This is a genomic window from Allobosea sp. LjRoot9, from assembly GCF_964252745.1.
Lineage (GTDB): Bacteria > Pseudomonadota > Alphaproteobacteria > Rhizobiales > Beijerinckiaceae > Allobosea.
In genome coordinates, this window is sequence record NZ_CAXUPC020000006.1 from 136,999 (window position 1) to 162,615 (window position 25,617).

The 25,617-nt window shown below is 66.6% G+C and carries 26 protein-coding genes; 11 read left to right on the forward strand and 15 right to left on the reverse strand.

Translation table 11 applies throughout. The annotated features are described in order from the left end of the window. Window positions 1-42: 42 nt before the first annotated feature. From ACSQ3P_RS22125 to solA, 3 genes are read right to left on the reverse strand one after another with little or no spacing between them, the layout of a single operon-like run. A complete protein-coding gene (locus ACSQ3P_RS22125) occupies window positions 43-1,233 on the reverse strand; it encodes a multidrug effflux MFS transporter (protein ID WP_436167639.1) in 1,191 nt (396 codons plus the stop codon). A gap of 11 nt (window positions 1,234-1,244) precedes the next feature. Further along, window positions 1,245-2,141: a DMT family transporter gene (locus tag ACSQ3P_RS22130; protein WP_436167640.1), complete on the reverse strand. Its 897-nt coding sequence runs from the start codon at window positions 2,139-2,141 to the stop codon at window positions 1,245-1,247. A gap of 27 nt (window positions 2,142-2,168) precedes the next feature. Further along, entirely contained in the window at window positions 2,169-3,308 is a 1,140-nt protein-coding gene (gene solA / locus ACSQ3P_RS22135; protein WP_436167641.1) for an N-methyl-L-tryptophan oxidase, read from the reverse strand. Window positions 3,309-3,622: 314 nt separating this feature from the next. On the opposite strand from solA, the gene ACSQ3P_RS22140 reads away from it, so the two are divergent. From ACSQ3P_RS22140 to bioB, 4 genes are all read left to right on the forward strand, one after another. Beyond that, window positions 3,623-5,395, forward strand: a complete 1,773-nt coding sequence (locus tag ACSQ3P_RS22140; protein WP_436167642.1) for a methyl-accepting chemotaxis protein — start codon at window positions 3,623-3,625, stop codon at window positions 5,393-5,395. Window positions 5,396-5,508: 113 nt separating this feature from the next. Continuing rightward, complete coding sequence (locus ACSQ3P_RS22145; protein WP_436167643.1) at window positions 5,509-6,141, forward strand: GntR family transcriptional regulator; 633 nt, start codon at window positions 5,509-5,511, stop codon at window positions 6,139-6,141. 279 nt (window positions 6,142-6,420) lie between these two features. Beyond that, complete coding sequence (locus ACSQ3P_RS22150; protein ID WP_436167644.1) at window positions 6,421-7,011, forward strand: biotin transporter BioY; 591 nt, start codon at window positions 6,421-6,423, stop codon at window positions 7,009-7,011. Then, a complete protein-coding gene (bioB, locus tag ACSQ3P_RS22155) occupies window positions 7,008-7,994 on the forward strand; it encodes a biotin synthase BioB (RefSeq protein ID WP_436167645.1) in 987 nt (328 codons plus the stop codon). Before ACSQ3P_RS22150 ends, bioB begins: the two co-directional genes overlap by 4 nt. A 457-nt stretch (window positions 7,995-8,451) precedes the next feature. On the opposite strand, the gene ACSQ3P_RS22160 is transcribed toward bioB, so the two are convergent. From ACSQ3P_RS22160 to ACSQ3P_RS22175, 4 genes are all read right to left on the reverse strand, one after another. Continuing rightward, window positions 8,452-9,216, reverse strand: a complete 765-nt coding sequence (locus tag ACSQ3P_RS22160; protein WP_436167646.1) for a hypothetical protein — start codon at window positions 9,214-9,216, stop codon at window positions 8,452-8,454. An 18-nt stretch (window positions 9,217-9,234) separates the two neighbouring features. Beyond that, window positions 9,235-10,692, reverse strand: coding sequence for a hypothetical protein (locus ACSQ3P_RS22165; protein WP_436167647.1), 1,458 nt, complete (start codon window positions 10,690-10,692; stop codon window positions 9,235-9,237). Window positions 10,693-10,698: 6 nt separating this feature from the next. Next, window positions 10,699-11,295 (reverse strand): hypothetical protein, encoded by a 597-nt coding sequence (locus ACSQ3P_RS22170; protein WP_436167648.1) that lies wholly within the window; start codon window positions 11,293-11,295, stop codon window positions 10,699-10,701. Between the two features lie 183 nt (window positions 11,296-11,478). Then, window positions 11,479-12,363, reverse strand: coding sequence for a LysR substrate-binding domain-containing protein (locus tag ACSQ3P_RS22175; RefSeq protein ID WP_436167649.1), 885 nt, complete (start codon window positions 12,361-12,363; stop codon window positions 11,479-11,481). A gap of 128 nt (window positions 12,364-12,491) precedes the next feature. On the opposite strand from ACSQ3P_RS22175, the gene ACSQ3P_RS22180 reads away from it, so the two are divergent. Further along, the gene (locus ACSQ3P_RS22180; protein ID WP_436167650.1) at window positions 12,492-13,193 is read left to right on the forward strand and encodes an SDR family oxidoreductase; all 702 of its coding nucleotides are present in this window, start codon (window positions 12,492-12,494) and stop codon (window positions 13,191-13,193) included. Window positions 13,194-13,496: 303 nt separating this feature from the next. Here ACSQ3P_RS22180 and moaA read toward each other — a convergent pair whose 3' ends face one another. After that, a complete protein-coding gene (gene moaA / locus ACSQ3P_RS22185; protein ID WP_436167788.1) occupies window positions 13,497-14,531 on the reverse strand; it encodes a GTP 3',8-cyclase MoaA in 1,035 nt (344 codons plus the stop codon). Between the two features lie 190 nt (window positions 14,532-14,721). On the opposite strand from moaA, the gene ACSQ3P_RS22190 reads away from it, so the two are divergent. Then, the gene (locus ACSQ3P_RS22190; protein WP_436167651.1) at window positions 14,722-15,090 is read left to right on the forward strand and encodes a gamma-butyrobetaine hydroxylase-like domain-containing protein; all 369 of its coding nucleotides are present in this window, start codon (window positions 14,722-14,724) and stop codon (window positions 15,088-15,090) included. Window positions 15,091-15,458: 368 nt separating this feature from the next. Here the strand turns inward: ACSQ3P_RS22190 and ACSQ3P_RS22195 are convergent, their stop codons facing one another. Further along, on the reverse strand, window positions 15,459-16,139 hold the full coding sequence (locus ACSQ3P_RS22195) for a hypothetical protein (protein ID WP_436167652.1): 681 nt from the start codon (window positions 16,137-16,139) through the stop codon (window positions 15,459-15,461). 233 nt (window positions 16,140-16,372) lie between these two features. Between ACSQ3P_RS22195 and ACSQ3P_RS22200 the strand changes: the two genes are divergently transcribed. Together ACSQ3P_RS22200 and ACSQ3P_RS22205 are read left to right on the forward strand one after the other, a co-directional pair. Continuing rightward, on the forward strand, window positions 16,373-16,795 hold the full coding sequence (locus tag ACSQ3P_RS22200) for a tripartite tricarboxylate transporter TctB family protein (protein WP_436167653.1): 423 nt from the start codon (window positions 16,373-16,375) through the stop codon (window positions 16,793-16,795). Next, entirely contained in the window at window positions 16,795-18,297 is a 1,503-nt protein-coding gene (locus ACSQ3P_RS22205) for a tripartite tricarboxylate transporter permease (RefSeq protein ID WP_436167654.1), read from the forward strand. The genes ACSQ3P_RS22200 and ACSQ3P_RS22205 overlap by 1 nt, the downstream gene beginning before the upstream one ends. 269 nt (window positions 18,298-18,566) lie before the next feature. Here the strand turns inward: ACSQ3P_RS22205 and ACSQ3P_RS22210 are convergent, their stop codons facing one another. The 3 genes from ACSQ3P_RS22210 to ACSQ3P_RS22220 form a co-directional block, all read right to left on the reverse strand. Next, the gene (locus ACSQ3P_RS22210; RefSeq protein ID WP_436167655.1) at window positions 18,567-19,148 is read right to left on the reverse strand and encodes a L,D-transpeptidase; all 582 of its coding nucleotides are present in this window, start codon (window positions 19,146-19,148) and stop codon (window positions 18,567-18,569) included. A gap of 191 nt (window positions 19,149-19,339) precedes the next feature. Further along, a complete protein-coding gene (locus ACSQ3P_RS22215; protein WP_436167656.1) occupies window positions 19,340-20,224 on the reverse strand; it encodes a transglycosylase SLT domain-containing protein in 885 nt (294 codons plus the stop codon). Between the two features lie 29 nt (window positions 20,225-20,253). Beyond that, the gene (locus tag ACSQ3P_RS22220) at window positions 20,254-20,613 is read right to left on the reverse strand and encodes a RidA family protein (RefSeq protein WP_436167657.1); all 360 of its coding nucleotides are present in this window, start codon (window positions 20,611-20,613) and stop codon (window positions 20,254-20,256) included. Window positions 20,614-20,811: 198 nt separating this feature from the next. Between ACSQ3P_RS22220 and ACSQ3P_RS22225 the strand changes: the two genes are divergently transcribed. Continuing rightward, window positions 20,812-22,272, forward strand: coding sequence for a cryptochrome/photolyase family protein (locus ACSQ3P_RS22225; protein ID WP_436167658.1), 1,461 nt, complete (start codon window positions 20,812-20,814; stop codon window positions 22,270-22,272). A 26-nt stretch (window positions 22,273-22,298) separates the two neighbouring features. Here ACSQ3P_RS22225 and ACSQ3P_RS22230 read toward each other — a convergent pair whose 3' ends face one another. Together ACSQ3P_RS22230 and ACSQ3P_RS22235 are read right to left on the reverse strand one after the other, a co-directional pair. Next, window positions 22,299-22,613, reverse strand: a complete 315-nt coding sequence (locus ACSQ3P_RS22230; protein ID WP_436167659.1) for a hypothetical protein — start codon at window positions 22,611-22,613, stop codon at window positions 22,299-22,301. Window positions 22,614-22,750: 137 nt separating this feature from the next. Next, window positions 22,751-23,080, reverse strand: a complete 330-nt coding sequence (locus ACSQ3P_RS22235; RefSeq protein WP_436167660.1) for a hypothetical protein — start codon at window positions 23,078-23,080, stop codon at window positions 22,751-22,753. 52 nt (window positions 23,081-23,132) lie between these two features. Between ACSQ3P_RS22235 and ACSQ3P_RS22240 the strand changes: the two genes are divergently transcribed. Beyond that, window positions 23,133-23,498 (forward strand): hypothetical protein, encoded by a 366-nt coding sequence (locus ACSQ3P_RS22240; RefSeq protein WP_436167661.1) that lies wholly within the window; start codon window positions 23,133-23,135, stop codon window positions 23,496-23,498. Window positions 23,499-24,096: 598 nt separating this feature from the next. Here ACSQ3P_RS22240 and ACSQ3P_RS22245 read toward each other — a convergent pair. Next, on the reverse strand, window positions 24,097-24,834 hold the full coding sequence (locus tag ACSQ3P_RS22245; RefSeq protein WP_436167662.1) for a S24 family peptidase: 738 nt from the start codon (window positions 24,832-24,834) through the stop codon (window positions 24,097-24,099). A gap of 515 nt (window positions 24,835-25,349) precedes the next feature. Between ACSQ3P_RS22245 and ACSQ3P_RS22250 the strand changes: the two genes are divergently transcribed. Next, window positions 25,350-25,559: a hypothetical protein gene (locus ACSQ3P_RS22250; RefSeq protein ID WP_436167663.1), complete on the forward strand. Its 210-nt coding sequence runs from the start codon at window positions 25,350-25,352 to the stop codon at window positions 25,557-25,559. Window positions 25,560-25,617: the final 58 nt, after the last annotated feature.

Genomic DNA, 25,617 nt, shown 5'->3' on the forward strand with positions numbered 1-25,617 from the left:
GCGTGGGACAGCACAAGATTGTGCGCTGCAATCTGCGGGGGATCAGGGATTGCGTGTGATCTCATTGAAACGCAACGCGAATAGCCCCGCCGCCATCATCAGCCACATCATCACGACGAGCGCCTGCGGCCAAAGTGTAACGAGCCAGCTGATCAGAATGGTCACAAGCGCGCTCGAACCGAGCTGGATCGCGCCCATCAGCCCCGCCGCCGAGCCCGCCAGTTCGGGCCTGGCCGAGAGCGCCTCGGCCGTCGCGCCGGGGATCGTCAGCCCGTTGCCCGCTGCGTTGAAGGACAGCGGCAGGAACAGGGCGAGCGGCGTCCAGACCGGGCTCAGCGAGAGCGCCAGCGCCACGCACATGGCAGCAAAGGAGATGATCAATCCGATCCGGATCAAGCGCTTCGTGCCGAGCTTCACGGCCAAGCGCGACATCGCGAAATTGCCGGCCATGTAGCCGAGGGCGTTCAGGATGAAATAGGCGCCATAAGCGTCGGGCCCATGCCCCATCGTCTCGACCACGATGAAGGGGGCCGCGGCCACGAAGCCGAAGAAGGCCCCCGAGGTCATCGACAGGGCGATCACATTGGTGACGAAGCCGCGGTCGCCGATCAGCAGCGGGAAGGCGCTGAAGACGCCGAGCAGCGGGCTGCGCTGGCCGAGATTGGGTGCGGTCTCCGGCAGCCGGGCTATCGTCAGCAGCAGCACGCCGGCCCCGAACGCCGTCATGAACCAGAAGATCATGCGCCAGCCGAACCAGGTCTCGATCTGGCCGCCGAGATAGGGCGCGAGCATCGGCGCCACCACCATCACCATGGTGACGCTGGCGATCTGGCTTGCCGCCTCGTCGCGGCTGGCGCTGTCGCGGATGATGGCGCGTGACAAGGCGAAGACCGAGCCCGAGCCAGCGCCTTCGAGCACACGCGCCAGCAGCAGCATGTCCGTCGAATGCGAGAGGGCGCCGAGCACGGAGCCGAGCAGGAACAGCGCGATGCCGGCATTGACGCAAGGCCGCCGGCCGAACCTGTCCGAGAGCGGGCCGATGACGAGCTGCATCAGCGCGACCGCGACGAGGAACAGCGTCAGCGTGAGCTGGATCGTGGCGTAGCTCGCGGTGAAATGCCGGGCGAGTGCCGGCGTCGAGGGGGCGAGCAGGTTGAGCGCGATCGGCTGCAGCGTCGAGATCGCCACCAGCACGGTCAGCGTCGGTTTGGCGCGCAGGGACTCAGGGCGCATGGCGGCGGCGTTCATTCGGCTCTGGCGATCTTGAGATTGGAATCGGGGCGCACCCGCTGCCGGTGCATGGTGTAGAGCCCGCTGCCGACGATGAGCGCGATGCCGGCGAAGGCGAGGGGGTCTGGAACTTCGCCCCAGCCGAGATAGCCGATGATGACGGCGAAGATCACGATAGAATAGCGGAAACCCGAGATGACGCCGACATCGGCGTCGCGGAAGGCGCTGATGATGAAGAAGCTGCCGGCCGAGACCAGCACGGCCGCGACCGCGACATAGGCTGTCTCGCGCCGCCAGACCGGCTCCCAATCCTCGGCGATGCCATAGCCCAGGGCGATGATCCCGACGATCAGCGTCGTGGTGAAGGAGACCACGGTCGAGGGGATGTCCTTGTCGATCCGGCGGGTCAGGAGGTCGCGGAAGCCGACGAGCAGGGCGCTGAGCAAGGCGACGATCGCGGCGGGGCTGAAGCCTTCCGCCGTCGGCCTGACGACGATCAGCACGCCGCAGAACCCGACCGTGACGGCAGCCGTGCGCCGCCAGCCGACCTTCTCGATGCCCATCAGCACGGCGAGCACGACGATGATCAGGGGCGAGGCCATGCCGATGGCGGTGATGTTGGCAAGCGGCAACCGGCCGAGTGCCCAGACCATGGACAGGGCGACGCCGGCCTCGATCACGCCGCGCAGCAGCACCACGGGGCGCAATGCCAGCAGCAGCTTGTCGCCCTCGCGGAAGGCGAGCACCAAGGCGAGCCCCGCTGCCATCGCAAAGATGGTGCGCAATGCGATCGCCTGGCCGGCGGGATAGGCTTCGCGCGCCAGTTTCATCAGCGCGTCATTGCAGACGAAGAGCGACATCGCCGTCAGCATGGCGATGATGCCGCGGCGATTTGTGGCTGCACTGGCCAAGGCTGGCTTTCGTTGCGCGGCTGTCGCTCAGGCCGCGAGGCGGGCGAGCGAGAACGGCGTGAGGTCGAAGGCCGATTGGCCGGAGGTGGAGAGATCGGCGAGGATCTCGCCGATCGCGCTGGCGAATTTGAAGCCGTGGCCGGAGCAGCAGGAGGCGAAGACGGCCTGCGGCACGCCCGGCACCGCATCGATGATGAAATCCTCGTCGGGCGAGACGGTGTAGACGCAGCCCTTGAGGGTCAGCGGGTCGCCGGCGGCGTCGGGGATGTAGCGCCGCAGGCATTCGCGGATCAGTGCGACCTGGCGCGGGCTCGGCGTGCGGTCGTCGTCGCGCGGATCCATCGGCTCCCGGCCGAAATGCGGACCGCCGAGCTTGAAGCCCGGATGCTCGTAGAGCGGGAAGCCGTAGAAGGCGCCTTCCTCGACGCTGAGGATGAACACCGGAAAGGCGCCCTCGCGAAACAGCTCCGGCCGGCGCGTCGTGAACCAGCCGATCGCCTGGCGCACGGTCGAGACCTTGCTGGCGAGCGCCGGCACGGCATCCGCGATCCAGCCGCCCGAGGTGATCACCAATCGCCCGGCCGAGTAAGTGCCGCGCTCGGTGCGCACCACGACACCGCCTTGCGCGGTCGGGGTCCAGTCGAGCATCGGCTCGCCGGTGCGGATCTCGGCGCCGCGCGACTGCGCCAGGCCGACATGGGCGTAGATCGCCTTTTCCGAGGCGACGAAGCCGCCATCGGGCTGCCACAGGCCGACATGGCCCTCCGGCAGCTGGAAGGCGGGGAAACGCCGGGCGATCTCGCGGCCGTCGAGCCGCTCATGGACGAGCCCGTGGTCGAGGCAGGATTGCAGCGAGGATTCGACCGGGCCCAAGCCCTCCGGCGCGAGGTCGATCGAGCCGGTGACGTGCAGGAGCTTCATCCCCGCCTCGTCTCCGGTCATGCGCCACAACTCATGGGCGCGCCGCACGATCGGCACGTAATGCGAGCCTTCGAAATAGGCGAGGCGGATGATGCGATTGAGCCCGTGCGAGGAGCCCATGGCATGGCCGAGGTCGAAGCGCTCGAGGCCGAGCACCTTGAGGCCGCGCTTGGCGAGGTGCCAGCAGGCGGCCGAGCCCATGGCTCCGACACCGGCGACGATGACATCGTAGCTATGGCTCGTCATGGCAAGGTACTCGGGGAAAAGGCTGGACTCTGGCGGCAGCAGGCGAGGCGGGCGCCGAGCTTTATCGTCCGCTTTCCCCAGGGTCCATGCCCAGAAGGTCTAGCGCAGGATGCGAAAAAGTGGGGACCGGTTTTTCGCATCAATCCTGCGCTCACTTTTAGATGAGAGACGGATTCAGATTTCAGATGGAATCACGGAGTGATCCCATCTGAAATCATCCGGCTCTCGGCCGGTCTGCGGCCTGCGCCGGTGAAGCTTTGTTAACGATGTCGGCTGATAAAAGATCGCTTTCTCCATGACTTCAGGATTGGCTGATGCTCGGCAAGGTTCGGCGCTGGTTAGGCAGTCGAAACCACGTGGCGGCCGGGCAGGGTCCCGCCATGGGCGAAGCGCTGTCGGTGCCTGTGAGCGAGGCCTCGCTTGAAGGCGCCGCCGACGACGGCGCGCTGCACGAGGCCGTCAGCACGCTGGAGCAGGATGTCGTGGCGGCGATGCGCCGCCTGACCGGCGGTCTTGGCGAGGCCGAGCAGTTCTCCGCCCATGCCGAGGGGCGCTCGCGCGAGATCCATGACAGCATCGTGGCGCTACGTTCCGCGACCTTGACCGCCAGCATCAATTCGACCTCGCTGGCGACTGCGACGCAGCAGGTCTCGGATGCGGCCGAGCATGTCGGCGCGACCATGATCAGCGCCCGCGACAGGCTCGACGCCGCCGCCATTCGCGCCGGCGAGGCGACGGAGATGATGACCGGGCTCGCGGTCGCCACGGTCGAGATCCGCAGCATCGTCGATTCCATCGCCGAGATCGCCAGGCAGACCAATCTGCTCGCGCTCAACGCGACGATCGAGGCGGCGCGCGCCGGGGAGGCAGGGCGCGGCTTCGGCGTCGTGGCGCAGGAGGTCAAGACGCTCTCGGTCGAAGTGCGAGAGGCGGTCGACCATATCCGCCGTCGTGTCGACAACCTCTCCCAGACGGCGCAGGGCTCGGCCGCGATCGTCAACGACGCGCTCACCATGGTGCGCGACGTCAACCCGGTGATCGCCTCCATCGGCGGAGCTGCGCAGGAGCAGGCTGCGGCTGCAGCCGAACTCTCCCGCAGCGCCGGCGAGACGGCGCGCTTCGTCGAGACCGTGCTGCATCGTGTCGACGAGATCGACCGCGTCGCGCTCTCGGCCGCCGACGACAGCGCCAGGGCACGCAGCTCCCTGTCCGATGGCGTGCGCCAGGCCGACAACATGCTGCGGCGCTTCATCCCGACCTTGCGGCACGCCGCCTTCGCCGACCGTCGCCAGCATGACCGCTTTCCCGCCGAGCACCGCGCCGAGCTCAGCCTCGGCGCGGTGCACATCATCAGCCAGACCATCGATCTCGGCTTTGGCGGAGCGCTGCTTGCAAGCGTCGCCCAGGCGCCGCGGCTCGGCGTCCGGGGCACGATCAGGATCGATGAGCTTCCGCCGCTCGCCTGCCGCCTGATGGCGACGAGCGAACTCGGCCTGCATATCGCCTTCGAGCCGGGCGCGGTCGAGGCGAATGCGCCATTGCGGGCGCTGCTTGGCGAGATCGAGCACTCATACAGGCCCCTGATCGTGGCGGCGCAGGGTTTTGCCGACAGCATCGCCGAGGCCATGCTGCAGGCGCTGCGGGCGCGCCGGCTGAGCGAGGACGAGCTCTTCGACATCAACTACCGGCTGCTGCCCGAGACCGATCCGCCGCAATACGCCAACCTCGCCTTGCCGACGCTCGAGGAGACCCTGCCGCCGCTGCTGGCGAAGACCCTGGCGAGCGATCCCCGCCTGGTCTTTGCCCTGGCGATCGACCGCAACGGCTATATACCGGTCCACAACGCAGCCTTCGCGCAGCCGCAGCGTCCAGGCGATCTGGCTTGGAATATCGCCCATAGCCGCAACCGCCGCATCTTCGACGACCGGGCCGGCATCATGGCGGCGCGCTCGGTGCGCCCCTTCCTGGTCCAGTCCTATCGGCGCGACATGGGCGGCGGCGTCACCGACCTGATGCGCGAGGTCGATGCGCCGCTCCGGATCAATGGCCGCCACTGGGGCGGCGTGCGCATGGCGTATCGGATGTGAGTGCGAGCGGCCGCGAGGCCGGCGCGACGACGGGGCAATGTCTTGGCTCGACGGTTTCCTGGCTCGCTGTTTCTTGGCTCGACGGCAGGTGCCGCCCGAATTATCTATAAAATATGACCACGGCCAAGGACGACACGCTCGCCATCCGGATCAGCAGGGTTTTGGCGGACCGGATCATCTCCGGGGCGCTCGAGCCCGGCTCACGGCTTGGGCAGGACCATATCGCCGAGGAGTTCGGCGCGAGCCATGTGCCGGTGCGCGAGGCGTTCCGGCGTCTGGAGGCGCAGGGGCTTGCCGTGAGCGAGCCGCGCCGGGGCGTGCGGGTCGCCGGCTTCAGCATGGGCGAGGTCAAGGAAGTGGCCGAGATGCGCGCCGCGCTCGAGGTTCTGGCGCTGCGCCATGCCGTGCCGCATCTGACCAGGGCCGTGCTGGACCAGGCCGAGGAGGCCAACCGGGCCGGCGACAGGGCCGGCGACGTGCAGGCCTGGGAGGAGGCGAACCGCAGCTTTCATCGCCTCATCCTGACGCCTTGCGCCATGCCCCGCCTGCTCAAATCCATCGACGATCTGCACACGGCAAGCGCCCGCTTCCTGTTCTCGGGCTGGCGCGCTGAATGGGAAGCGCCGACCGATCGCGATCACCGCGCGATCCTGGATGCCCTGAGGGCAGGGCAGGTCGAGACGGCGGCCTCGGTGCTTGCCCGGCATGTCCAGTGGGTCGGCCAGAAGCCGCGCAAGGCCGGCTGATCGCGCGGCAATCGCTCGATAGACGACCGCTCGGCCGCCCGCCCCGTCATTGCGAGGAGCGTCAGCGACGAAGCAATCCCGGAGGGCTCGCTCTACGCCTCCCTGGATTGCTTCGTCGCTGACGCTCCTCGCAATGACGGAAAGGGCAGCACGGACAGCCCTCCGACAGCCTCCAAAGCGAACCACACGCCCCAGCCCTTGCCATGCTCACGCTTCTATGGATTCATTTAGCGATAGAATCTCAAAATTATCTATAATTATCGCTGAAGGAGTATCGAGATGAGCGACGCCGCCGCAAGGCCGAACGAAAACCGCATGGCGCCATCCGCCCGGACCGCGCTGACCGTCCTCACTGGCGCGGCCGTGATGACGCTTGCCGCCAAGGTGCAGATTCCGTTCTGGCCGGTGCCGATGACCCTGCACACGCTGGCCATGATGGCCTTCGCCGTGGCCTTCGGGCCGCGCCTCGCCATCTCGATCTTTCTCGCCTATCTCGCGGCCGGCGCAGCCGGCCTGCCGGTCTTCTCCGGCACGCCGGAGCGCGGCATCGGCCTTGCCTATATGGTCGGCCCGACCGGCGGCTATCTCATCGGTTATCTCGTCGCCTCCGGGCTGGTCGGCGCGCTGGCGCAGGGCAGGAGCAGCCTTGGACGCATTGGCGCGATGCTGGCCGGGATGCTGGTGATCTATGCGATCGGCGCGGCCTGGCTCGCGCTCTTTGTCCCGGCCGGCCAGCTCCTCGCCGTCGGGGTCGTGCCCTTCCTGCTCGGCGATCTCGTGAAGATCGGCGTCGTCGCAGTCGGCAGCGCGCTGCTGCCGGCGTCATTCGCCCGGCACCTGGGCGCCCGGCTCCTGGGCAAACGCCCATGACGGCGGCGGATGAAACGATCCGGCATGATTGGACGGTCGAGGAGATCGTCGCCCTGCATGATCTGCCGCTGCTCGAGCTGGTCGGGCGGGCCAATGCGGTGCATCGCCGGCACCACGACCCGAACAAGGTCCAGAAGGCCAGCCTGCTCTCGATCAAGACCGGGGGCTGCCCGGAGAACTGCGCCTATTGCCCGCAATCGGCGCATCACCGTGAGGTCGACCTGACCCGCGACAGGCTGATGGACCCCGACAGCGTGGTCGCGCTGGCGGCGACCGCCAAGGCGGCCGGCGCCGAGCGTTTCTGCATGGGCGCGGCCTGGCGGCAGGTCCGCGATGGCCGCGAGTTCGACGCCGTGATCAGGATGGTCGAGGGCGTGCGCGGGCTCGGCATGGAGGCCTGCGTCACGCTGGGCATGCTCAGGCCGCATCAGGCCGAGCGTCTCGCCGCAGCCGGGCTGACGGCCTATAATCATAACCTCGACACCAGCCCGGAATTCTACGGGCGGATCATCACCACGCGCACCTATCAGGACCGACTCGACACGCTGGCGACAGTGCGCTCCTTCGGCATCGATCTGTGCTGCGGCGGTATCATCGGCATGGGCGAGACGATCCGCGATCGGGCCGCGATGCTGCAGGTCCTGGCCGGAATGGCGCCGCATCCCGAAAGCGTGCCGATCAACGCGCTCGTGCCTGTCGAGGGCACGCCATTGGCCGGGCGCCCGCGCATCGATCCGCTGGAGCTGGTGCGGATGGTGGCGACGGCCCGGCTGGTCATGCCGGGTGTGACCGTGCGGTTATCGGCCGGCCGCTCCAGCCTCAACCGCGAAGCGCAGATCCTGTGCCTCGTCGCCGGAGCCAATTCGGTCTTCTACGGGGACACACTGCTGACGACGCCCAATGCGGGCATTGGCGAGGATGCGGAGCTCTTCGCCGCGATCGGCCGGCCGGAGCGCTCCTGCATCTCCGCCTCCGCAGCTTGAGAAACCAGGGGGCGGTCATGCAGGAGAGGGTTGCTCCCCGGGACAAGTCATACCAACGGCGTTTGACCGTAACTTATGGCTGAAGCTCCGCCGTCATTCCGGGGCGATCCGCAGGATCGAGCCCGGAACCCAGAACCGATGCCGCTGCTTGAGAAAGCACGGGCAGCCGGCGCGCTTCACGAGGACGCGCATCGGTTCTGGGTTCCGGGCCCATGGCTGCGCCATGTCCCGGAATGACGGTGGAGAATAACGCCCGCGCTCAGCGCCGAAGGCCATCAGTATAAGATCCGCTTCACATCGAGGTTGAAACATCCGGGTCATCCCGGATCGGCGCGGCTAAAGCCGCTTCGCGCGGGATGGCAACCTCTTGAATCTGGCTGACAGAGACGTGCCGTAAGATCTTGGAAATGATCAGGTTTATCCCATTCTGACGACGCCGTCAGAATGGGATGCGACCCTAAAGCCGGTCCCAGGCGAAGGGGATGTTGAGCGCCCGCAAGGCCTGCTGCCAGAGCGAACTCGCCTGTTCGAGCCGGGCGGCATCGTAGACGCCCTGGACCTGATGCACCTGCAGACGCCATGAGGCGCCGTCGGCATCAGACCAGGTCTTGCCGACGAGCCGGCGCAGGCGCTCGGGATCGCGCGCGCCGGGGCTGTTGCCGAAGACGGTGAATTGCGGCGAGTTCTGCAGCATGTCGGAGACCAGGAGCAGCGCCCGGTCTCCGCTCGGCACGCGGTTCTCGCGGCGCGCCAGCACGTCGCCGATCGCCTCGACGATCGGCGACTGGTTGCCCTTGGCCGGCTGGGCCAGCACGGTCAGCGCCTCGTCGAGCGGGCGGCCGAATTTCTCGACCCATCTGACATAGTCGCGGCGCGGATTGCCGATCAGTTCGCTGACCGTGCGGCCGGGATTGCACAGCGCCAGCAGCGGCGGGAAATTCGGCTCGAACACGTCCTTGAAGACATAGATCGACATCAACCGGTCGGCCGGCAGCGCCTCGCCGACCTCCTTGACCAGCTTCTTCAAGCGCGCCGCCTGAACCTCGCTCCAGGGGTCGGTCTTGTCGACGAGGATCAGCGTATGCCCGACCGGCCCGCTCTTCTGGCAGAGCGTCTCGGCGTCGCGCGGCGGCCCGCTGAGCAGTTTTGGGGCGGCGAAGAAACCGGCCAAAGAGAGGCCGGCCAGGATGGTGGCGGTGATCGCCCAATGTTCGCTTTTCATGCCTCGTCGCAATTCAGCTCAGCGCGGCGTCGCGGAAAATTCCGCATGGATCGTCTTGCGGTTGGCTTCCTCCCGCTCATAGGCCTCGCGCCCGGCCTCGACCGCGCGTGTCTTCAGGCGCTCGATCTCGCCGGCGAGATCGACCCCGCGCACCAGCGCCAGCTGGTCCTTGAGCTTGGCCTCGATCAGCGCCGGCATATTGACGAACTGGCGCTCGACATCTTCGATCAGCGCCCGCAGCCTTGCATGGTCGACGAGCTCCGCCGGCTGGTCGATCTCGGGCAGGTTGATGCCTTGCGAGAAATAGGCCGGCGGCAGATCGGTGCGCACCCTGAGATTGGCCTCGCGATACTGCATCACGGCGGCGTCCTTGGCGGCGCGCAATTGCGCGACGCGGGTGAGATAATGGTCGCGGATCTGGTCGGCGCTGGCCTTGGCGAGCTGGAGCCGGCTGATCTCGCGCTGGCAATCCTCGCGGAACCCCTCGACCTGGCCGCGGATCTGTTCGAGTTCGGGCGCGAGCTCGGTGTCGAGCCGGCGGCGCTCCCGCTCCACCGCCTCCCAGCGCTGCCGCCAGCGCTTATAGGCGAAGGCCTGGCCGGGATAGCTGCCGAAGGCCGAATAGCCCTTGGAGGCGGAGAGGAAGGCGATCAGGCAGCCGATCAGCACGAGCGCGATCGATTTGAGCTCGTAGACGCCAAGCGGGTTCGCCAGCATATGCGGCACCACCTGCTGCGAGGCGGCGTCGGGATTGGCGATCAGCAACTCGCGGTAATGCCCGACGGCAAGGTTGAACAGCACGATCAGCGCGATCATCCCGGCATAGGCCGGCAGCGCCCAGAACAGATGCGAGGCCTTGACGTGCTGGCAATAGCGCGCCGGCCACAGGCCCATGACGAAGCCGAGCGAGATGTTCAGCGCCGAGATGATCACGGCGGTCGCCGCCCCGCCGATCAAGCCGAAATCGCTGGCATCGGCGAAGAAATTGCCGTTGAGCAGGCTCTCGATCGCCAGCGGCACCACCAGGAAGGCAAGGATGAACTGCCATTTGTCCAGCTTCGGGTCGCTGCTGCGCTGGTTCACATAGTTGAAGTACTCATATTCGCGCTTGGCCTTCAGCGCGTCGAAGACAGTCTGCTCGAGCTCGCCGCCATGCTTGTTCAGCAGCGCCCGCATGCCGGATTCGATGCGCCTGATGCGGGTCTCGTAGCGCTCCGCCGTCAGCGCCTCGCGCTTGCCGATGATCTCGGCATGGAGCGCGTTGAGCTTCGCCGTCGCCTCCTGCCGGATGCCGTTGAAAAGCTCGCTGACGCGGGCGAGCAGGCCGAGTTCGGTCTGCGAGGGCAGGGCGGAATGAGCCGGCGGGTTGTTGGCGAGCGCGTCGCCGGCGCCGCGCAGGCCGGCCTGCACCGTCTCGGCCAGATGGTAGCCGGAAATCGGTGGCGCGCCTGTGCCGTTGCCGCGATCATCCGTCATGCGCGATCAACCATCATGGGAGGCTCTCGCCAGATAGCCCCGGACATCGACGATATCGGCGTGGAAATCGCGGAAGCGCGGAAAGGCCGGGCGGCGATAGGCCCTGTCGAACCAGAGCGCGGCCAGAATCAGGATCGGCGTGGCGATGAAGAGCCCGCTGTGACCAGGCAGCGAGGCCGAGCCGGCAGCCACCGCCGCAAGCCCCAGGGCCGCGACGCCGGCAGCGATGAGCGCAAGCATCGTCAAAAGCGCGCCGATCCGGTGTCGGCCGGTGTCGTAGGACAGGCGCAGCAGCCCTTGCAGCGCAGTCAGCGCGCTGGCGGCGCATAATTCCAGCACGATGAGGAAGGCGAAGGCCGCGGCGATGCCGGGGCCGATCGCCGTGGTCGCTGCCGGCCGCAAGGTCGAGAACACCGCTTTCGCCGAGAAACCGGCGAATGCCAGGCAGAGAACGAGGACGCCGGTCAGCAGCAAAGCGGGGAAGCGGACATCGCGCCATAGCTTGATCGCCGCCAGCACGAGCCTCACGAAGACGGTGTCCTGCACCAGGCGGAACGCGGCGCGCAAGAACGCCTTGATCCGGGAATGGACACGACTCAGCATGAAACGCCTGCAACCGGAACGGGCCAAAACGTTAGCCCAACCGGCTATCGGGTCAAGTTGTAACGAGTTGGGGTGGCGGGACAGCTTGAGTTCCTGCCGCGCTTCAAATCGTCATGCGCCAGAGCATTGCGCGAAAAAGTGGGTACCGGCTTTTCGCAAGAGCAATGCTCTAAACTTTTAGAATCACTGCGGCCTCGGCTTGCTCTCGTCGAGCAGCCAGGCGCGAAACAGCGCGACCTCGGGGCGTGTCCGCGCCAGCTTCGGCGTCAGCAGGTAGAAAGCCCGCTCCGAGACGAGGCGGATATCGGTCCCGAAGGGGGCGATCAGCCGGTGCTGCGCGATATCGTCGGCGACCAGGGCGAAGGGAGCGAGTGCTACGCCCTGGCCATCGAGCGCCGCCCCCAGGGCGAGCGCGGTCTGGCTGAAGCGCTTGCCGACTGTCAGGGGCGCCTGGGCGTTCGCCAGCTCCAGCCAGAGCGGCCAGGCGTCATGGGCGTCGTGCAGAAGCGTTGTCGTCAGGAGATCGGCCGGTGTCATCAGCGTCGCGGCGAGCGCCGGACTGCAGACCGGAAACAGATCATCGGCGAGCAGCCGCTCGGCCTCAAGCGCGCGATCGAAGGGCGGCGCCGAGAGCCGCACGGCGAGATCGGGCAGGCCGGGCCCGCCTAGCCGCTCCGTCGCTTCCGATGCCAGCACGCGCACCTCGACATCGGGAGCGAGCGCGGAAAAGCTGCCGAGCCGCGGGATCAGCCATCTCGCCGCGAAGGAGGGCGTCACCGTCACCGTGACGCCGCGCCGCTCATGCTCCTGCCTCGGTTCGATCGCGGCCATCGCGCCCGCGATCAGGGCGAAGGCACGGCGGATCTGCGGGTGGAAGGAGCGTCCTGTCGGCGTCAGCGCCAGGCCTCTGGGCTCGCGCTCGAACAGCGCCACGCCGAGGCTGGCCTCCAGCGCCCGGACCTGCTGCGCGACGGCGCCATGCGTCACGTTCAGCTCTTCGGCGGCGAGCCTGAAGTTAAGATGGCGAGCGGCGGCGTCGAAAGCGCGCAGGGTTGCGAGAGGAGGCATTCGCTGCATGGCAGGCGTGTACATGGCAAGGGTGTAGCAGCGCTACAGGGTCCCTGCACGGGAAATCGATGGTTCAAGGCGGCGCCGAACCCTATGAACAGTGGCATCAACCAGGAAAAGAGCGCGCTATGACGAAGAAGGTGGCTATCATCACGGCCGGCGGCAGCGGCATGGGCGCAAGCGCCGCGCGGCGTCTCGCCAAGGACGGCTTTGCGGTGGCGATCCTGTCCTCATCCGGCAAGGGCGAGGCGCTGGCCAAGGAGCTCGGCGGTATCGGCATCACCGGCTCGAACCAGTCGAATGACGACGTCAAGCGCCTGGTCGACACGGTCTTCGAGCGCTGGGGCAGGGTCGACGTCCTGGTCAACAGCGCCGGGCACGGGCCGCGCGCTCCCATCCTGGAGATCCCGGACGAAGACTGGCAGCGCGGCATGGAAGTCTATTTCCTCAGTGCGGTGCGGCCGGCGCGGCTGGTGACGCCGATCATGCAGGCGCAGCGCTCGGGCTCGATCATCAACATCTCGACGGCCTGGGCCTTCGAGCCCGCCGCGATGTTCCCGACCTCGGCGGTGTTCAGGGCAGGCCTTGCCTCCTTCACCAAGATTTTTGCGGACACATACGCGCCCGACAACATTCGCATGAACAATGTGCTGCCCGGCTGGATCGACAGCCTGCCGGCGACGGATGAGCGCCGTCAGAGCGTTCCCCTGCAGCGTTACGGTCGGGCCGACGAGATCGCCGGGACGATCGCCTTCCTGGCCTCGGACGACGCCGGCTACATCACCGGGCAGAACATCCGCGTCGATGGCGGCATAACCCGGTCGGTCTGATGGACCGGCGAACTCACTGACGGCCTTCAGCTCTGAGCGATGGCGTCATTCTCCGCCGTCATTCCGGGACATGGCGTAGCCATGGGCCCGGAACCCAGAACCGATGCGTGTCGTCGTGAAGCGAGCCGGCGACCGGCGCTGTCTCAAGCAGCGGCATCGGTTCTGGGTTCCGGGCTCGATCCTTCGGATCGCCCCGGAATGACGGCGCGGGGGTGTCAAGCGATAGGAAGTCCCCTGATATCGCTCGGTTCATTTCGAACCACGCTCTCAGGATGAGGGCTCGCGGAGTTTCAAAACGGGCTCTCAGCCGCCGGTGACGCTCATATGGCGGCCGACGGCGGGTTTTGCGCGGCGCCGGTCGATGATGAAGTCATGGCCCTTGGGCTTGCGCGAGATCGCCTCTTCCATGGCGCGGTGGAGGCCCGCATCGTCGGGCGAGGCGCGTAAGGGTGCGCGCAGATCGGCGGCGTCCTCCTGTCCCAGGCACATATAGAGCGTGCCGGTGCAGGTCAGGCGCACCCGGTTGCAGCTCTCGCAGAAATTATGCGTCATCGGCGTGATGAAGCCGACGAGCCCGCCGGTCTCCTTGACGCGGACATAGCGCGCCGGCCCGCCGGTCCGGTAGGGATCCTCGACCAGATTGTAGCGATCCATCAATCGCGCCCTGACGACCGAGAGCGGCAGGAACTGGTCGATGCGGCCGGGTTCGATTTCGCCCAGCGGCATCACCTCGATCAGGGTCAGGTCCATGCCCAGCCCGTGCGCCCAGGTCATCAGCCCTTCGATCTCGTCCTCATTGACGCCCTTGAGCGCGACCGCGTTGATCTTGACCCGCAGGCCTGCCTTGCGCGCCGCCTCGATGCCGCCGAGCACCTTGTCGAGATCGCCCCAGCGCGTGATCTTGCGGAACTTGTCGGGGTCGAGCGTGTCGAGCGAGACATTGATCCGGCGCACGCCGTAATCGGCCAGTTCCTGCGCATAGCGGTCGAGCAGCGAGCCGTTGGTGGTCAGCGTCAGCTCTTCCAGCACACCGGTGGTGAGGTGGCGCGAGAGCGAGCGGAACAGGCTCATCACATCGCGCCGCACCAAGGGCTCGCCGCCGGTGAGCCTGAGCTTGCGGGTGCCGCGCGCGACGAAGGCGGTGGCGACGCGGTCGATCTCCTCCAGTGTCAGCAGGTCGCGCTTGGGCAGGAAGGTCATGTCCTCGGACATGCAGTAGACGCAACGGAAATCGCAGCGATCCGTCACCGAGATGCGCAGATAGGAGATGTCGCGACCGAACGGATCGACCAGCGGCGCGCGCGCGAGCTGCTCGATCGCATCGGGCTTGGCGGTCATATCGGGCTTGATGTCGTCGAGGAGCACTCTGCTTCATCCCTGAAGACGGCCAAATTCTGAAAACGACCTTGCTGCACGCGGGCAGGTGCATGGCGGTGGCCGCATCGCTATATCCGGTGAGACATTGGCATTGCGGCTGCCAAGGTCAAGCGCGGCCATCGTCGCACAGGCCACGGGAGTGAACACAACCATGTCAGCATGGCCGACCGAGATCCGCCTCGCCAAGGATCGCCGTACCCTGCATGTCGCCTTCGAGGATGGCGCGGCCTACGCGCTGCCGGCCGAATTGCTGCGGGTGGAAAGCCCCTCGGCCGAGGTCCAGGGCCATGGCCCCACGCAGAAGAAGACCGTGCCGGGGAAGGCCGAGGTCGAGATCATCGGCGTCGAGCCTGTCGGCCATTACGCCGTCAAGCTCACCTTCGACGACATGCACGACACCGGCATCTTCGCTTGGGACTATCTGCGCGAGCTCGGCGAGCATGGCGAGGCGAAGATGCAGGCCTATCGCGACGCGCTGGCGGAGCAGGGTCTGTCGCGGGAGCGGGTGAAGCGAGGGTAGCGCGGCTGGGAGCCGCTTAGCGCCTGTTTGAGGGCTCAGAAGATTTTCAAACGGGCGCTGCGCAATATCTCAAGGCAACGAGCGCAAAGGAAGCATGGCGATGAGGTCGTTCGTGGCGCGCTCTTCCCTTCTCCCACTCATCTCGGGCTCGCCCGAGATGAGCAACCCAAAGTGCCAAAGTCGGCAACAGTCGACTTTGATGCGGGAGAAGGTGGCGCGCAGCGCCGGATGAGGGGGCGCCGTGCCCTATCCAACTAGCGTTGTGTTCGGCCAGGCGGAAAGCTCACGGCGCCCCCTCATCCGTCAGCGCTACGCGCTGCCACCTTCCCCCGCCAGGGGGGAAGGGAAACTCGCCCGCGCTCGATTGCCTACCTGCCGAGGCCGGCTTCGCCGATCTGGCGGGCGACGCCTCCCGTCACCAGGTCGATACCGGTTCGATACTGGCTCGGCATCCAGCGCTCCTTGGCCAAGCCGGCGGTGAGATCCATCTCCGTCGCAATGCGGCGTGTCAGAGGGGCTCTTGCATAGGCATCGATCACGTTTTTCAGGAGGCGCGGGGTTGGATTGCTCATATCCGCTCCCTCTTCTGACCGCTTCACTTGCGCCAGTTCCGCGACCGCCTCCGGCACCAGGCAATCGAGCTTGACGGTGGCGTGGAAGCGGCCATCGGCCGGTTCGCTGCCGACCCTGCTGCCGACGGCCGTGCAGCGGATGCGCTTCGAACTCTCGACGATGTATCTGGCCATCAATCGTTTCAGCTCGCTCCCCGAGGGATCGGTCTTCACGGTCAAGGTCGCCATCCGCTTGAGCTGCCACGCGATCGGATCGTTGAACATCGTCATGTCGATGTAATCCCGGCCTGCGGATTCCGGCCGCAGGGCCTTGTTCAAGCGCAAGGCTCCGGAGCGATCGTAATTGAGCCAGGCGCGATAATAGAGTTCCGCCGTCTGTTCGAGCGTCGGCTCCGAGGCCCTGGCGGGGAGGGCGCCCTGATATCCGGTCAGGGCCGCGATGAGCAGGAAGGCTGAAAGAAGGCTGGTTTTTCTCATATCTGATGCGTCGGTTCTCGCCGGATGATGGCTGAAGCGTCGCAGAACGGCGGCTTTGCGACAAGCTTGTGGAGCTGCCATGGCGCGGCCTGACGGCCCGCTCCATGCGCCGGGCGCAGGTCTGCTGGCTCGCGACCGCTTGGCAGGAGCGTGGATAGCGCCGGTGTTCCGCTTGACGGTGGTTCCATGGAAAATAACAATCAAATGAAATAATCCGCCCAGGGAGCACAGGCATGGTCAACCAGAATTCCGCGCGAGGGATTTTCCTCGCGGCGGTAGCGCTCTTCTTCATGCTGAACGCGCTGCGCTATCCGCTTGGTGATCTGGCCCATGCCGGCCCCGGGCTCTTCCCGCTCCTGCTGAGCGGCCCGCTGCTCGCCATTGCCTTGCTGATGATCGTGCAAGCGCGCCTGGCCGCTCCCGTACCGCTCAGCTTCAACCTCAAGAACATCGCCTTGATCATGCTCGGGCTGGTGGCCTTCGTCGTGGGGGCCCAGCTCGTCAACGCCGCCTTGGGGATCGTCCTGATGGTCTTCATCGCCGGCTTCGCGGCGGCGACCTATTCCTGGACGCGCAATCTCAAGATCGCGCTCGGCCTCATCGTCGTGGCCTATGGCTTCGAGCATTTCCTCGGCCTCAATCTGAGGCTCTTCTGATGGAGATCCTGCATAATCTCGCCTTCGGCTTCGAGCACGCGCTGACGCCGGAGAACCTGCTCTATTGCGCCATCGGCTGCGTGGTCGGCACGCTGGTCGGCCTGCTGCCCGGGCTTGGGCCATTGGCGACGATCAGCCTGCTCCTGCCATTGACCTATTCGCTGCCGACCGGCGGCGCTCTGATCATGCTCGCGGGCATCTATTACGGCGCCCAATATGGCGACAGCGTCAGCGCCATCACCATGAAGATCCCCCATGCCAGCAGCATCGTGGCCTGCATCGACGGCTACCAGATGACGCTGAAGGGCAAGACCGGCCTTGCCCTCTTCACCGCCGGCGTCTCGAGCTTCATCGGCGGGACGGTGGCGATCCTCGTGCTGGCGAGCCTTGCGCCGACGCTCGGCCAGGTCGCGCTGCTGTTTGGCCCCACCGATTATTGCGCGCTGATGCTGGTCGGCTTCGTCTGCGTCAGCTTCATCACCACCGGCAGCCTGCTGAACGGGCTGGCGATGTGTCTGCTCGGCGTGCTGCTGGGGCAGGTCGGCACCGATCTGGAGACCGGCCTGGAGCGCTTCACCTTCGGGCTGCCCTCGCTCACCGACGGCGTCAGCCTTGTCAGCCTGGCGCTGGGCTGCTTCGGCATCGCCGAGATCACCAAGAACCTCGATGCGCGCGAGGAGCGCACCCCCTTCAACGGCAAGATCCACCTGATGCCGACCTGGCCGGAGTTCAAGCGCATCATCCCGAGCGCACTGCGCGGCAGCGTCGTCGGCTCCTTCCTCGGCATCCTGCCGGGCGGCGGCCCGGTGATCGCGCAATTCGCCGCCTATGCCCTCGACAAGAAGGTCAGCAAATACAAGGACGAGATCGGCTCCGGCGCGATCGAGGGCGTCGCGGGACAGGCGGCGGCCGACGAGGCGGCGGCGCGAACCAGCTTCATTCCCCTGATGAGCATCGGCATCCCCGAGAACGCCGTCATGGCGCTGATGATGGCGGCTTTCATCATCAAGGGGATTCAGCCGGGCCCGAACATGATCGCCAAGCATCCCGACCTGTTCTGGGGCCTCGTCGCCAGCATGTGGGTCGGAAACTGCTTCCTGCTGATCTTGAACGTGCCGCTGGTGCGGTTCTGGCTCTCGGTCTTCAAGATCCCCTACAACGTGCTGTTCCCGTCGATCCTGTTCTTCTGTTGCATCGGCACGTTCAGCGTCAACAACAGCCTCAACGACATCTTCACGACGGCGGCGTTCGGCCTGATCGGCTACACCATGATGCGCCTGTCGCTCGATCCGGCGCCGATGATGCTCGGCTTCATCCTCGGGCCGATGCTGGAAGAGTATTTCCGCCGCGCGATGATCATCAGCCGGGGCAGCTTCACGACCTTCTTCACGCATCCGATCAGCGCGACGCTGCTCTGCCTGATCGGGCTGTTCTTTGCCTTTCAGCTGTTCGTTGCGTTCCGGGCCAAGCGGGCGATGGTGGTCGAGGCGCCCGCCGCATAGGGCGGAGCGCTGGTGATTCGAAGTCCGCTGTACGCGTCGCGTTACCCGTCATTGCGAGGAGCGCAGCGACGAAGCAATCCAGGGGGCGTCGAGCGAGACCCTCTGGATTGCTTCGCTGTGCTCGCAATGACGGTTCGGGCTGCGTGGAAAGCGCTCCAGACGCGCGACGGCGCTCCCGCCTTCCGTCAGGACAAACGAAAAGGCCGGCGTCACCGCCGGCCTTTGCTTTGGAAACGAGCTTCGTTGAAACCCGGTGTGTCTCGTGCCGCTCAGCGGGCGACGACGACCCGGGTGCCGACCTTGGCGCGCTCATAGAGGTCGATGACGTCCTCGTTCAGCATGCGGATGCAGCCGGAGGAGACCGCCTGGCCGATCGTCTCCGGCTCGTTCGAGCCGTGGATGCGGTAGAGGGTCGAGCCGAGATACATGGCGCGCGCGCCGAGCGGGTTTTCCGGGCCGCCGGGCATGAAGCGCGGCAGGTCGGGGCGGCGCTTCAGCATCTGCGAGGGCGGCGTCCAGCTCGGCCATTCCGCCTTGCGGGTGATGCTCTGCGAGCCGGCCCAGTCGAAGCCAGGGCGGCCGACGCCGACGCCGTAGCGCATCGCCTTGCCGTCGGGCATCACATAGTAAAGCCGGCGCTCGCTGGTGTTGATCACGATGGTGCCAGGGCGCTGCTTGCCGTCATAGGAGACGAGCTCGCGCGGGATCGCGGTCGCCTGCGCCTTGGCCGGGTCGGCGCTCTGCATCAGCGGCTGGCGCGTCAGCGGATCGATCTCATAGGCATGGGCGGATGAGGCAGCAGCGAGCAGGCCAAGCCCGGCAAGCGTGGCCATACGGAAGAAACGGTTCATCGGGACCTCGGACGGATGGCAGGGGAGCGCTAGGCTCGAAGTTGACCCAAATGTGTCAACATCTCCTCAATTTTCTGTCAGAGCGGCTCGGTCGGCGCAATTGCGCCATCATCACATCGGTGCGAGGTCAGGGGCTTTGACGCGCTCCGTTGCGCGTGAGCAACAGGCCGCAAGTCGGCTCAGCTCTCGCCTCAGCTTTTCAGCACCACGCAGGCGCCCCGGTTGTCCTGAATGCGCCGGCACAGGGCGGTGGCTTGCGCCCGAGTCGCTGCCGGCAATCTGACCCGGTAGAAGGCGCGCGTGCCCCGGCTGCGCAGCCTCGTGCCGATCACCATCGGGGAGAGATCGGCAATGATGGCGCGATGCCGGGCGCTCGCCCGCTGAAAGGCCGAAAGCGCCCGCGCCTTCGAGAAATTGGCCGCGAGCTGCACGCCCCAGGGCGCGAAGGGCGCCTGCGCGATGGCAAGCGCGCCGCGTCCCGCACGGATCAGCGCGACCGTGGCCAGGCACGGCGCGTGGCTGTCCGGGCTCGCCGGCCGGGCGGGGCGGGTCTCGCCTTCCGTCCCTGCCCGCGCATACTCGGCCCAGGCCTCGGCGGTCGCGCCGGTGATCGAGAGGACATAGTTCTCGGTCTCCATGGGCAGGAAGCCGCGCCCCGCGATCCAGCTCGAGACGCGGGTGGGGCCGCCATTATAGGCTGCCGCCGCCAGCCCCCAATTGCCGAAGCGCTGGCGCAATTCGCTGAGGAAATGCGCCGCCTTGGGCACGGCCTGCTCGGGGTCGAACGGGTCGGCGAGCCCGCGTTCGCGTGCCGTTCCGGGCATGAACTGCGCCACGCCCTGCGCGCCCGCCGGGCTGGTGACGCTCGGGCGGAAGCTCGATTCCTGGAAGATCAGCCGCGTCAGGAAGCCGGCGGGCACGGCCTGCGCCGCCGCCGCATCGTCGATCAGGCGGCAGAGCGCAGCATCGATGCCCGAGGAGGGCGGCTCCTGCGCCAAAATGGGCGAGGCACCCAGCAGGGCAAGCAGCAGGCCTGGCAGGAGTAAGCCGAGGATAAGCCATGGCCGCCTTGTCATGCCGCGCCCATCCCCATCCCTGCGGTGGTTCAGACGGAACGCTTGGCAGCGACCGCGGTGATCTCGATCGCATAGCCCGGCGAGGCCAGTTCCGCCTGCACCGTCGCCCGCGCCGGGGCATTGCCGGGCGCGACCCAGGCGTCCCAGACCGCGTTCATCTCGCCGATCGCCTTGATATTGGTCAGGAAGATCTGGACGCTGAGGATGCGCTCCTTGCCGCTGCCGGCGGCCTCCAGCGTTTCCTCCAGCAAAGCGAGAACCTCCTGCGTCTGCTCCGTGAGGGAAGCGCCTTGCGTCTTCTCCGCGCAATGCCCGGCCAGGAAGACGATGCCGTTGAAGGCGGCGGAATCGCACCAGCGCGGCGTCAATCCGGTCCGTTCGATGGTCATGTCTTCAGTTCCTCATCCTGGATCACGTCCGAATCCGAAAAGCGCGATCGATCCTAAAAGCCGTGAGCAATGCTCTGGTCGGTCCAAGCGCCTGCTTACCCGCAATGTCGCGCAGCGGACAGGCCCCGATGTCGCGGCGTCCACAAAGCGCAGAGCAGCACCTTGCCGGGCGGCACCGCCGCACCCTACTCAAGCGGGATGACAAGAGCCGCCTTGCACTGGTTCCGCGACGATCTGAGGCTCGCCGATAATCCGGGGCTCGCCGCCGCGATCGCTCACGGCCCGACGCTGTGCCTCTATATCCTCGACGAGGGCGGCGAGCGTCGCCGCCTCGGTGGCGCCTCGCGATGGTGGCTGGCGCAATCGCTGCGCGCGCTCTCCGCCTCGCTTCGCGAGAGGGGCGCCGAACTCGTGCTGATGCGCGCAGATCCCGCCGATCTCCTGCCGAAGCTCGTGGCAGCGGCCGGAATCGATCTCGTGACCTGGAGCCGGCGCTATGAGGCGGCCGCGATCGCGCTCGATCGCGGTCTGAAGGAGACGCTGGTCGGCGCGGGCGTCACCGTGCGCAGCTTCAACAGCCATCTCCTCAACGAGCCCTGGCAGGTGTCGAGCAAGCTCGGCGAGCCGATGAAGGTGTTCACGCCCTATTGGCGCGCGGCGCGCGCAAAGGGCGAGCCGGCTGCGCCCGAGCCTGCGCCGCAGCGCATTTTGCCGCTGCCGCTCCCGAGCGCTCTCGCCAGGGCGGCGGTCGACCTCGCCGATCTCCCGCTCGAGCCTTCCAGGCCGGACTGGGCCGGCGGCCTGCGCGCCGAATGGACGCCAGGCGAGGCGGGCGCGGCCGGGCGGCTCAGTGATTTTCTCTCCGGTTCGCTCGGGGGCTATGGCGAAGGGCGCAACAGGCCTGATTTTGTCTCGACATCGCGGCTTTCGCCGCATCTGCGCTTCGGCGAGATCGGCCCCCGCCAGATCTGGCATGCCTGCCAGACGGCGTCAGCGGCCGGCATGGCGGCGGGCGGCGTGTCCGATATCGACAAGTTCCTCTCGGAAATCGGCTGGCGCGAGTTCTCCTACCATCTGTTGTTCTACAATCCCGAGCTCGCGACGAAGAACTACAATGCCCGCTTCGATGCCTTTCCCTGGAGCCCGGAGGCCGAGGCGCTGAAGCGCTGGCAGCGTGGCCAGACCGGCTATCCACTGGTCGATGCCGGCATGCGGGAGCTCTGGGCGACCGGCTGGATGCATAACCGGGTGCGCATGGTCGTGGCCTCCTTCCTGATCAAGCATCTGCTGACCGACTGGAGGCAGGGCGAGGACTGGTTCTGGGATACGCTTGTCGATGCCGACCCGGCCAGCAACGCCGCGAGCTGGCAATGGGTCGCGGGCTCAGGCGCGGATGCCGCACCTTATTACCGCATCTTCAACCCGGTGACGCAGGGCGAAAAATTCGACCCCGGGGGCGACTATGTGCGCCGCTGGCTGCCCGAGCTCGCACAACTCGACGCCGGCACGATTCACGCGCCCTGGCAGGCGAATGCGGCGACCCTGCGCGATGCCGGCGTCAGGCTTGGCGAAACCTATCCGCGCCCGGTCATCGACCTGGCCTTTGGACGCCAGCGCGCGCTCGACGCGCTGGCGACGATCCGCGGCGCTGCGGATTGATCCGCAGGCGCCGCGTTGCGCGAAAGCTACTGGATGATGCCGCGCTTCGAGCCGAAGCCATCGATATAGCAGCCGCAGCCTGCGCCGACCGGGGCGGGACGGGTCTCGCAGCTGCCGCGTGAGGTCACGCACATTTCGCCGAAGCGGCGCTGGCGATAATAGGGCCGCTCGTCGTCATAGCGCGGCCGCCGGCGCTCATATTCCCAGTCGCGCGGCGGCGGCCGGTCATCGTAGCGTGGCGGGGGCGGGCGGCCATAGGGGTCGTAATACTGCGCCTGGGCGGCAGTTCCCGACAGGGCGGCCAGCCCCGCCAAGGCGACCAACGCAAAAATCCTCGACATGGCGAACTCCCTTCCGGATTGCCGTGACCGGCCGTGAGGCCGAACAAAGGCGCAAGCTGCACGCCAGGACATGAACACAGCCTGACGGGCGATGTTCCGTGCGGCCGGGCGTCGAGGGCCCGGGCCGAGAAAGCCCTTCACGCCGCCACCGCGTTCAGCCGCATGTCATGGGCGAAATCGGCGGCGTCTGCGGCGCTGCAATCCTCGCGCTCCGCGATGTGGCTCTGATAGGCCTTGCGGATGCGAGACTGGCCCCGGGGGCGGGCGAGATCGCCGGCAACCCACTCGGTCACGCCCATGACCAGCCACGGCATGGTCTGGCTGCGCTTGCTGGCGATGATGTCGATGACGGCGAAGTCGACGCCGTCCTGCGTCTCGATCTCGATCAGGTCGACGCCGCCGATGCAGACATCGCCATGATCGAAATCGCAATCCTCGAACGGGAATGTCGCGGCGCTGGCGCTCATCCGGGTCTCTCCTGCGATGGAGAAATGATACAAAATGTATCGAGTTGCGTCAATGCGTATCGTATCGCCGTTGCTGCGATTTATTTTGAGGAGGCAGCCGATTTTCGACTCGACTTCAGGTTGCCGGGCTGGCTTAAATGAGAACATTAAGGGAACAAAAGAGGGTTCGGCCATGAGCAGCGTTTGCCGGGAGATGTCGCGAGATAAGCCCGGCCTGGCCGATTTTGCTGCGCTTTATATCCGCTGCGACGATTGCGGCAACGAGAAGCGCATGACGCCGCAGGTGCTGGCCCGGTTCGTCGATCGCGGCATTCATTGCGCCGACGAGCTCAGGCCGAAATTGACCTGCTCGGTCTGCCGGGCCGGCGGCGGAATCGGCAAGAACGTCGCGCTTATCCCGGCCTTCAGATGGGGGTAGGGGGGCGTTCCAGTGAAGTGGAGACCGGTTCGCGTGGAGACAAAGCGCCGGAGCTTGCTGCCTTGGCAGGGAAACGCGCCGTCATCCCGGACAAGCGGCCCCCGGATCCGGCCTTTGGCCGGCCCGAGGACAGGCTCCGCCGCGCCGATCCGGGATCCATCGTAGAGCGTCATTCTCGGGGCTCTGCGCTTCGCTCCGCCCGAGAATGACGCGCCCTTTTTCCCTTCTCCCCTCGTGGGAGAAGGTGGCGCGCAGCGCCGGATGAGGGGGCGCCGTGCCCTGTCCGATTGGCGTCATGTTCAGGCCAGACGGTTGAGCTCACAGCGCCCCCTCATCCGTCTCGGCTGCGCCGAGCCACCTTCTCCCGCGAGGGGAGAAGGGTTCCCCGAGCCCTGCCGTCACGCTCGGGCGCGGGCCTGAGAAACTCACAACCAGAGTGCTCTGATTTACGAGATGGTCGGGTCAAACCCGACCATGACGCGCTTCGGATCCCGGGGCTGCGCGGAGTTTATCCTTGGGCGATCGAAGATTGGACCCGAGGGCTACGCCCAGGATGAGCGCCGCGTTTCCGAGCATAAACAGCCTGCTCCAGGCTCCTTCACTCGCCCCGAAGCTCCCGCTCCGGGATCACGCGCAGGATTTGCTTGATCGCGTTGGCGTCGAATTCGAGCCGGCCGGCGGGGTTGAACTGCTCGACCGTGACCCTGCCGGAATTCATCGAGACCAGGCGCTTGATGAAGGATTTGCCGGGGCGGCCGTCCTCGGCCGGCTTCAATTCGATGACGACATAATCGCGGATCGCGGGCTTGCGCTTCTCGACATAGACGCGCTCGCCATCCTCATATTTCGGCGCCATGCTGTCATTGGAGACGCGCAGCGCGAAGACGTCCTTGCGGTCCAGGATGCCGATGGGCCGCTTGACCATGTCGATCACCTGGCCGTTCATCTCGAAGGCGTCGTCATCGCTGGCAAAGCCGCCGACCGTGATGCCGAGTTCCTGGATGTCGCTGGGCCCATGGGTTTTCGGCAGCGCGGCCTGGCCCTCGAAGACCACGTTGGGCTCGGCCAGATAGCCGCGCGGCGAGGCGGGCCTTTGGACGACGCCGTGGCCGTCAGCGCCGCTGGGCGCCTCGCCATCGCCGAACAGGATCCAGCCCGCCTTGACGCGGAAGGCGCTGGCATATTTCTCCGCCACGGGCTGCTTGATGCCGCGCCCGCCATTCTCATGGGCGCGATAAGTGACCTCGTTCCAGCCGAAGGCCTGGGCGGCCTCCGTCGGGCTGGGGAAGCCTCTCAGCTCCCGGGCGTTTCGCAGGCGATTGGCTGGTGTGTCCATTGCTCCTGTATCGCACGCTTCACGATACGTTTCATCTTGACTCGGTACGATACGTTATGTATCGCAAGAGGTCATGGCAACCCCGTTCACCAATCCGCCGCCCGGACGGCGCGTGTCGCGCGGCGCTTCAGCGCCCCGATGCAAAGCGATGGCCCTATGAAGGCCATCGCATCCGAGGCTTTTCCCCCGCGCTCGTCTCGGCGCGCAACTGGCGGGGCGGCCCGTGACCGCCGCCCCGCGCTTTCCGGATACTCCGCGAGCGCTCATCCTGACGGCCTTCAGCGATGGCCGATGGCGTCATTCTCTGCCGTCATTCCGGGGCAGGCCGCAGGCCTGAGCCCGGAACCCAGAACCACAGGCGGACAAGAAAGAGTGCTTGACCGGGCCGCTTCGTTCGGCAGCGACAGCGGTTCTGGGTTCCAGGCCCATGGCTACGCCATGTCCCGGAATGACGGTGGGCGCGACCACAGCGCGATCCGCCATGCCTGCCGGAAGATCGATGCGAGGACCGGGCAATGACCGCCAGCATCATCTCCTTCAAGGACGCCTCGACCCGGCTCTACCGTCAGGCCCAGCTCAGGCGCGAGCAAGAACTGCGCGAACAAGAGCTGATCGAGGCGGCGGAAGCCGAGCTCGACAAGACGCCTGTCCTGTCGGGGTTGATCATTCGCTCGCTCGCCCATCTCCGCGATCGGGACACAGGTCGTGATCGGGACGCGCCATGAAGCCGTTGTTCTCCACCGTCATTCCGGGGCAGGCCGCAGGCCTGAGCCCGGAACCCAG